Genomic DNA, 8253 nt, shown 5'->3' with positions numbered 1-8253 from the left:
CGGCGGCGGTGACGGCGGCGGCGAGCCCGGCCGGGCCCGCGCCCACCACGGCGACCTCGGCGCGGTCAGGGGCGGGGTGCGGCATGTCCGTTCCCTTCCTGGGTGGTGACGGCGTCGCCGGGCCGGGCGGGCCCGCGCCCACCACGGCGACCTCGGCGCGGTCAGGGGCGGGGTGCGGCATGTCCGTTCCCTTCCTGGGTGGTGACGGCGTCGCCGGGCCGGGCGGGCAGCAGACAGGCCCGCAGGTTCGGCCGGCCGTTGACGGTGGCCAGGCACTCGAAGCAGGAGCCGATCCCGCAGAAGGCCCCGGCGGGCCGCCCGTTGACCCGGGTGGTACGCCAGCTGAGGACGGAGGCGGCCCACAGCGCGGCCGCGATGCTCTGGCCGGGCAGGGCGGGCACCGGGCGCCCGTCGAAGGTGATCTCGAACCCGGGCCCGGGCTCGGCACCGGCAAGCCCGGCCGGGGTGCGGACGGGGTCACGTCGGCGTGCTCGTCTCACCGGAGCTCCTGTCTCGTGGATCGGGCGGTCAGGGGGCGGCGGCTTCGGGGCGGTGCGGGCGGGCGGCTTCGGGGCGGTGCGGGCGGCGGCTTCGGGGCGAGCGGCTTCGGAGGGCGTGCGGCTCACCCGCCTCCGGCGTCCGCCCCGAAGCGGTCCGGCCGGAACGGTTCGGCGTCCAGGGGCGGGTCCTCGCCCCGGATCGCCGCCGTGACCAGGGCCGCCGTCGCCGGGGCGAGTCCGATGCCGGCGCCCTCGTGGCCGCAGGCGTGGAAGAGGCCGGGGAGGCGGCGGTCGGGGCCGATGGCGGGGAGGTGATCGGGCAGGTACGGGCGGAAGCCGTGGTAGGCACGGAGCACCCGGGCGGTTCCGAGGACCGGGAAGAGCGCGGCGGCCGCTTCGGCCAGCCTGCTGACCACCGGCACGGACAGGGTGCGGTCGAAGCCGACGCGTTCGCGGCTGGCGCCGATGAGGACGGGCCCGCCGGGGGTGCCCTCCACGACCGGTGACGTCTGGAGGGCGGCCGACGCGCTGGACACATCGGCCACGTACTCGGCGGCGTACACCTTGTGCCGGATCAGCGGGGGCAGCGGCTCGGTCACCAGGACGAACCCGCGCCGGGGCAGGACGGGCAGCTCCACCCCGGCCAGCGCGGCGAACTCCCCGCCGCGTACGCCCGTCGCGTTGACCACGGCCGGGGCGAGCAGGTCACCTGCCCCGGTACGCACGCCGCGCACCGCGCCCGTGGGTCCGGTGAGCACGGCGGTGACCGGGCGGCCGGTGTGCAGGGCCGCTCCGGCGTCGCGAGCGGCGCGGATCAAGTGGGCGGCGGCGAGGGCGGGCTGGACCTGGGCATCCTCCGGGTAGAGGACGCCGCCCGCGAGTCCGGGGGCGAGGTGCGGTTCCAGCTCGGGCAGTTCGTGCGGGGCGACGGCCGTGGTGCGCACCCCTGCCCCCGCTTGTCCGGCGGCGGTCGCGGTGAGGGTGGCGAGGGACCGCTCGTCCGCCGCGACGACGAGGCCGCCCTTCCGCTCGTACTCGACCGCCGCAGGCAGGGCCTCGGACAGCTCGTGCCAGAGGGCGGCGGAGAGTTGAGCGAGGGTGAGTTCCGGCCCGGGCGGCTTGTCGGAGACCAGAAGGTTCCCCTCCCCCGCCCCCGTGGTGCCGCCGGCGACCGGTCCGCCATCCACCACCGCGACCGAGAGGCCGGACCGGGTGGCGTAGTACGCGCAGGCGGCGCCGACGACACCGGCTCCGACGACGACAACATCCAGAGGCTGTCTCGTGAACACGGCAGTAATATGTCACATGGTTCTGGGGGTGCCAAGAGTGCGTCGCACCCGCATATCTGACAACTCATCGGCTGTCGGCCCCGGTTGAAGCGGTGAGCGGTCAGCTCCGGAGGACTGCCTCCGGCATCCCCTGGTGGGTCGGGTCGAGTACCGGAGTGCTGTCCGGAACCCAGGACAGGTCCCAGCCGGGGTGCCGGGTGTGGACGATGACCAGGTCCCAGGTGCGGGCGGCCGGATCGGCGACGGCGGTCAGGACGCGAGGTCCCCGCGCGAGCGTCGGTACGTAGGGGTCGGTGTAGGCGACGGAGGCCCCGTTCGCGGAGAGGACGTCGATGATCCGCAGCGCCGGGCTGTCGCGGATGTCGGCGACCCCGGGTTTGTAGCTGACGCCCAGCAGCAGCACGCGTGGCGGCCGGGACGCGTCCTTCCTCGCGGCGAGGAGGGCGAGGGCGCGGGCCGCCACGGTGTCCGGCCGGGCGGCCACGGCCGCCATCGCGGTGTCGAGCAGGGGCGTGGCGGCGCCCCGCTGGGCCAACTGCCACCGCAAGTAGTGCGGGTCGCAGGGAATGCAGTGGCCGCCCACGCCCGGCCCCGGATAGAACGGCATGAAACCGTACGGCTTGGTCGCCGCGGCATGGATCACCGCATGCGGTTCCAGGCCCAGGGTCAGGCAGCTGTCGGCGAGTTCGTTGGCCAGAGCGATGTTGACCGCGCGGAAGGTGTTCTCCCACAGCTTCGCCATCTCGGCGGTCTCGGGGCTGTCGACGCGGTGCACGACGGGTGAGGTGCGCGCCAGCAGTGCGGCGGCGCGCTCGGTGGCGGCCGCGCCCACGCCGCCGACCACGCGGGGCGTCCGCTCCTGGCCGTGCAGCGGGTTCCCGGGGTCGATCCGCTCGGGCGCGAACGCGACGAACACGTCCCGCTCGGGGGGCAGTCCGCGCTCCCGAAGCGGAGTGACGAGCAGGTCGCGGGTGGTGCCGACGTAGCTGGTCGAGGTGAGCAGCAGCAGCTGTCCGGCCCGGGCGCGGGCCACTACCGCCGCGCACGCCGCGCGCAGTTCGGTCAGATCGGGAACGGCGTCATCGGTGACGGGGGTGGGCACGCAGATGACGACCGCCTCGCAGTCGCGGAACGCGTCGGCGTCGTCGGTGAGCAGGAACTCCTCGTCCTCCAGTGCCGCGGCCAGTCCCGCGTACTGCCCGGGCAGCAGGTCCACGGCCCGGCGGCGGATGGCGTCCAGCCGGGCCGGGCTCACATCCATCCCCGTCACCCTGGCGCCCGAGGCGTGCAGCGCCAGCGCGGTCGGCAGCCCGACGTACCCGAGGCCGACGACCGCCACCCGACCGGCCTCGACCGCGGCCTTGCCGACGTCCGCGCAGGTGGCCGTGGCCTGCCCGGGAAGCAGCGCGGCCTCCCCGCTCGCCGGACCGGCGGACCGGGCCGGCGCCTCGGCCGATGCGGACCCGGCGCCCGGGCCGGTCACAAACGCGTCCATGGGGCGATCGTCGTCCCGGGCACCGCCGCCGGACCGGCCCTGGCTCGCCGCTCTGCGCCGATCGGTGCGGCGGAATCACGCGGATGGGCGCACCTGCGCGGGGGCGGCGGCCCGGCCCCTGTCAGTCGGACACCCCGGGCGCGGCGGCCACCACCCCGTCCCGGCGCGGCCCGGCCGGGAGGAGGGGACCGGTGTCCGCGTAGACCTCCACGTTCTCGCGGGTGAGCCAGCCGGTGCGGGCGCAGGTCGCCAGGCCGTACCAGCGCAGTGCGCGCAGGACCGTGAAGCTCCACAGCGTCACCACCGGCGCGCAGGCGAACACCAGCAGCCGGCTGCGCAGCCGTTCGTCGTCCGGGCGGATCGCCAGGTACCGCAGGCTGTGGAGGTAGCCGACGACTACGGGGACGAGGAGGAGCAGCGGCAGCGGGCCCGCGTTGCTGATGGGGTGCAGCAGGATGAACCAGGTGAAGGCGGCCGCGGCCGCCAGGGTGACGAACCAGTTGACCGTCTGGTTCCAGAAGGCGTACCCGTTGAGCGGGAGGTATCTGACGCGCCAGAAGGACCGGATCGCGGAACCGCGCATCCAGCGAAGCTGCTGGCGGAGGTGGTGATCGAGGGTCTGCGGCATGGTGGCACGGGCGAACGCGGTCGGCTGCTGGACCGTCCTGCCGCGGAGTCTGGCCAGGAGGGTCAGAAGGGAGTCGTCGGAGAACGCGACCGGACGCCCCATGAACGTCTCGTCGAGGTAGGCGCGTGCGTTGTCGCGGAGCACCTCGGCCCGGTAGGAGGCGCAGCAGCCGGTGTTGACGACGACGGAGCCCAGGACCGACTGCGCGGAGCGCTCGTTGAGCTGCCAGCTGAGGGAGTACATGTCGAACAGGCGGGTCAGCCGGCTGGCGCGGGCGTTCGCGGACATGACGATGGCGGCCACCGACTGCACCCGGTCGTCCGTGAAGGGCTGCTGGAGCTCGTGAAGCGCGAGCCGGTCGAGTTCGGTGTCGGAGTCGATGGTCACGAAGTAGTCCGCGTCCGGGCTCGCGGCGGCGGCCCTGATCTGGGCGTGCCGCTTGCCGAGGTTCTCCGTGCGCTGCCACGAGACCCGGACGCCGGCGTCGGCCGCGGCCCGCTCGAACCACTCCCGCACCTCGTCGTAGGCGACGCCGCTTCCGTCGTCCGTGACGTCGACCGAGTCCGGCAGCCGCGTCTGGTCCAGCAGGGACCGAAGGCAGCGGCGCAGCAAGGGGGCGTCCTCGTTGTAGACGGGGACCAGGACGGCGACGTGGGCGGCGTCCAGGACGGCCTGCTGCTCGGCGGACGCCCGGTAGGGGCGCTCGGCGTAGGCCAGCAGCGTCTGCCACAGCAGCCACAGGCAGGTCAGCGTGTACAGGATGACGAAGGGCGGCCGGCCGTTCCCGCCGAGGGAGGCGAGCGCGTCCACGCGGCACAGGACGAGGTAGCCGAGCACCGGCACGGTGAGCGTGGCGGCGGCCAGCACACGACGGCGCCGCGCGGACTCCGGGCCGACCCGGACCGGGGCGGGCCGATGCGGGACGCTGTCCTGCCCGGTGCCGCGTCCGTGCCCGTCGTCCCCGCTCATGATCCGGCCGGGCGATCGCGCCGCCAGGTGAGCCGGAGCAGTACGACACCGGTCACCACGATCGCGGCGGCGACGGCCAGCAGCCACGCCTCCCCGGCCGCGAACCCGAACACGGTGACGGTGCCCGCCCCGAGCCCCGTCTTCGCCAACTGCCCTTCAGACATCCGTGTGCCCCTTCGTCCTCGTCGCGGAATGCGGCGGTGCGGGCGGTCGGCGCCCGAGGTCGTCGGGCGCCGACCGCCCGCACGTACGAGAAGGACGGTTCCCTGCCGGACCGTCGCGGCTGCCGTCCCCGGCGCCCATTCAGTCGCCTGGCGTAGGACCTCGCGACGGCGAGGCAGCGGCAATCGGCTACGGATGGAGACGGGGACACCGGGGCCGGCCCGGGTCAGGGCGCCCGGGTCCCCGTGGGTGGCCCTGTCCTGGCTTCTTCCGGGCGGGACCTACGGACGGGGCACGTTCCGGAGGTTGGAGCGGGCCATCTGGAGCATCCGGCCCACCCCGCCGTCGAGCACGATCTTGCTGGCGGACAGGGCGAAGCCGGTGACCATGTCCGCGCTGATCTTCGGCGGGATGGAGAGCGCGTTGGGGTCGGTGACGACGTCGACCAGCGCCGGGCCCTTGTGCTTGAAGGCGTCCTTGAGGGCGCTGTGAAGCTCCTTGGGCTTCTCGACGCGGACGCCGTACGCCCCCGCCGCACGCGCCACGGCCGCGAAGTCCGGGTTCTTGTTGGTCGTCCCGAACGACGGCAGGCCGCCGACCAGCATCTCCAACTCGACCATGCCGAGTGAGGAGTTGTTGAAGAGGACCACCTTGACCGGCAGGTCGTACTGGACGAGGGTCAGGAAGTCGCCCATGAGCATGGTGAATCCGCCGTCGCCCGACATCGAGACGACCTGCCGGTTCCGGTCGGTGAACTGGGCGCCGATGGCCTGCGGCAGCGCGTTGGCCATCGAACCGTGGCTGAACGAGCCGATGACCCGCCGCTTGCCGTTGGGCGTCAGATAGCGGGCCGCCCAGACGTTGCACATGCCGGTGTCCACGGTGAACACGGCGTCGTCGTCGGCGAGTTCGTCCAGGACCGAGGCCACGTACTCCGGATGGATCGGAACGTGTTTCTCGACCTTGCGGGTGTACGCCTTGACCACGCCCTCCAGGGCGTCGGCGTGCTTCTTGAGCATCCGGTCGAGGAACTTGCGGTCGTTCTTCACCTTCACCCGGGGCGTCAGACAGCGCAGGGTCTCGCGGACGTCGCCCCAGACGGCCAGGTCCAGCTTGGTGCGCCGGCCGAGGTGTTCCGGCCGCACATCGACCTGCACGATCTTCACGTCGTCGGGCAGGAAGGCGTTGTACGGGAAGTCGGTTCCGAGCAGGATCAGCAGGTCGCACTCGTGGGTGGCCTCGTAGGCGGCGCCGTAGCCGAGCAGCCCGCTCATGCCGACGTCGTACGGGTTGTCGTACTGGATCCACTCCTTGCCGCGCAGGGCGTGCCCCACCGGGGACTTGACCCGTTCGGCGAACTCCATGACCTCGGCGTGGGCGCCCGCCGTGCCGCTGCCGCAGAACAGCGTCACCCGTTTGGCCTCGTCCACCATCCGGCACAGCTTCTCGATCTCGCCGTCGCCCGGCCGCACGGTGGGGCGCGAGGTGACCAGGGCGTGTTCGGCGGACCGCTCGGGGGCGGGCTGTCCGGCGATGTCGCCGGGCATGGTCACGACGCTGACCCCGCCCTGGCCGACCGCGTGCTGGATGGCGGTCTGGAGCAGCCGGGGCATCTGCTGCGGGTTGGAGATCATCTCGTTGTAGTGGCTGCACTCCTGGAAGAGCAGCTCGGGGTGGGTGGCCTGGAAGTAGTTGAGGCCGATCTCGCTCGACGGGATGTGCGAGGCCAGCGCGAGGACGGGGGCCATCGAACGGTGGGCGTCGTACAGGCCGTTGATGAGGTGCAGGTTGCCGGGCCCGCACGACCCGGCGCAGGCCGCCAGGTCCCCCGTGATCTGCGCCTCCGCGCCGGCCGCGAACGCCGCCGTCTCCTCGTGCCTGACCTGGATCCACTCGATGTCCGCGTGCCGCCGCACGGCGTCGACCACCGGGTTGAGACTGTCCCCGACGACCCCGTACAGGCGTTTGACGCCCGCCCGGGCGAGGATGTCGACGAACTGCTCCGACACGTTCTGCTTGGCCATGGGTGACGCACTCCCTCTGCCTGTGCTCCGTGCACGTCCGGCTGTCCGGGACGCGGGGCACCAAACCCCGGCCGGACGGTTGTCCGGAATCCATCAACCCATGGTGTGCGCCGTTACGCCTCCCAGACGCCGACCGCCGTCCGGTCGTCCGCGTACCCCTTCACCCGGATCCGGGTGTCCGCGAGGAACGCCCCGAGACCCGGCGCCTCCACGGGGGACCAGCGCGTGGCGAGCTCGGCGGCCAGTTCCGGTTCGCCGCGCAGCGGGGCGGCGAGCCCCGCCCCGCACAGCAGCAGGGTGTCCCCCGGCCGGGCGACGGAGGCGCGGAAGCGGAACGGTTCGGCAGGGGGCGGGAGCGGGTCCTCGACGAACGGGGCGGGGCCGGTGGCGATGCTGAGGTCCATGGTCAGCCGGTCGCCGCCCGGCCCGCTCTCCGGCGCGGAGGAGCCGAAGCCGACCACGGGCTCCCCGCTCAGCGCGGCGGGCGGCGGTACCGCCGGTTCCAGGTCGTGCCAGCTGCCGTCGCGCAGCCGGAAGAGGCCGCCGGCGCCGATGCCGAAGAAGACCCGGGTGCGGCAGCCGGGGTCGGTGGACAGCAGCAGGCAGCGCAGGCTCGCGGTGTGCGCGTCCGGTTCCACGCCCAGTTCGGCGGCGCGGGCGCGCAGCTTGCCGAAGGCGCGGTCGGTGAGCCGGTGGAGCCCGGACTTCAGGTCGGCCCGGCGGCCCGCCCTTATGTCGTCGGAGAGCCGGGCGTGGCTGCGTCCGACCGCCTCGCCGATCCAGTGGCAGGCGTCCGCCGCCGCTGTGTACGCCCCTTCCGCGCCCCGGGAGGCGCCGGCGACGGCCACCAGCAGCAGCGCGTCCTCCCCGCTCCCGAAACGCGCCGTCAGCAGCGCGTCCCGGCGCGGCTCGCCCCGGAACCGGGCCGAGTCACCGCGTACGGAGGCGGCGCGCAGCGTGTACGTCCCGTAGGTGGCACCGTCCAGCACCGTGTCCGGGACGACTTGGTCCAGCTCGTACGGGTCGGCGGCGGGCAACGCCGTCGGCTCGGCGTCGTAGGTGGGCGGCCGGCCCCCGACGTGGGTGACCAGGGGCCGGGGCGCGGCGGCCAGCTCCCCCGGCGCCTCCTCGGCCAAGGGCCCGTCCGCCCCGGTCCGCTCGGTGACGGGCCGCCCGGGCAGCGGGG

The 8253-nt window shown here is 73.9% G+C and carries 7 protein-coding genes and 1 pseudogene; all 8 read right to left on the bottom strand.

What is annotated here, in order from left to right; genetic code table 11:
* Positions 1-181, bottom strand: a pseudogene (locus G3I41_RS11995) (FAD/NAD(P)-binding oxidoreductase); the annotation flags it as partial.
* On the bottom strand, positions 162-500 hold the full coding sequence (locus tag G3I41_RS11990; protein ID WP_164400189.1) for a (2Fe-2S)-binding protein: 339 nt from the start codon (positions 498-500) through the stop codon (positions 162-164). The pseudogene G3I41_RS11995 and the gene G3I41_RS11990, both read right to left, overlap by 20 nt.
* Positions 501-622: 122 nt before the next feature.
* Entirely contained in the window at positions 623-1789 is a 1167-nt protein-coding gene (locus G3I41_RS11985) for an FAD-binding oxidoreductase (protein WP_164400188.1), read from the bottom strand.
* A 100-nt stretch (positions 1790-1889) separates the two neighbouring features.
* Positions 1890-3284, bottom strand: a complete 1395-nt coding sequence (locus tag G3I41_RS11980) for a nucleotide sugar dehydrogenase (RefSeq protein WP_164400187.1) — start codon at positions 3282-3284, stop codon at positions 1890-1892.
* A 121-nt stretch (positions 3285-3405) separates the two neighbouring features.
* A complete protein-coding gene (locus G3I41_RS11975; RefSeq protein WP_164400186.1) occupies positions 3406-4881 on the bottom strand; it encodes a glycosyltransferase family 2 protein in 1476 nt (491 codons plus the stop codon).
* A complete protein-coding gene (locus G3I41_RS36360; RefSeq protein ID WP_203600808.1) occupies positions 4878-5045 on the bottom strand; it encodes a hypothetical protein in 168 nt (55 codons plus the stop codon). Before G3I41_RS36360 ends, G3I41_RS11975 begins: the two co-directional genes overlap by 4 nt.
* A gap of 279 nt (positions 5046-5324) precedes the next feature.
* Positions 5325-7067 carry a pyruvate dehydrogenase gene (locus tag G3I41_RS11970; protein WP_164400185.1) on the bottom strand — a complete coding sequence of 581 codons (1743 nt, stop codon included), beginning with the start codon at positions 7065-7067 and terminating at the stop codon, positions 5325-5327.
* Positions 7068-7180: 113 nt separating this feature from the next.
* Positions 7181-8253, bottom strand: a 1073-nt coding sequence (locus G3I41_RS11965; RefSeq protein WP_164400184.1) for a protein phosphatase 2C domain-containing protein, incomplete at its 5' end; no start/stop codon positions are given.

Origin of the sequence: Streptomyces sp. SID9727 (genome assembly GCF_010550605.1) — a bacterium.
In the GTDB taxonomy this organism is placed as follows: Bacteria; Actinomycetota; Actinomycetes; order Streptomycetales; family Streptomycetaceae; genus Streptomyces.
This window is presented reverse-complemented; position numbering and strand designations above follow the sequence as displayed.

Bases quoted from the DNA above. Each gene is read 5' to 3' on its own strand.
- G3I41_RS11980 (WP_164400187.1), bottom strand. From the start codon at position 3,284: ATGGACGCGTTTGTGACCGGCCCGGGCGCCGGGTCCGCATCGGCCGAG.
- G3I41_RS11975 (WP_164400186.1), bottom strand. From the start codon at position 4,881: ATGAGCGGGGACGACGGGCACGGACGCGGCACCGGGCAGGACAGCGTC.
- G3I41_RS36360 (WP_203600808.1), bottom strand. From the start codon at position 5,045: ATGTCTGAAGGGCAGTTGGCGAAGACGGGGCTCGGGGCGGGCACCGTC.
- G3I41_RS11970 (WP_164400185.1), bottom strand. From the start codon at position 7,067: ATGGCCAAGCAGAACGTGTCGGAGCAGTTCGTCGACATCCTCGCCCGG.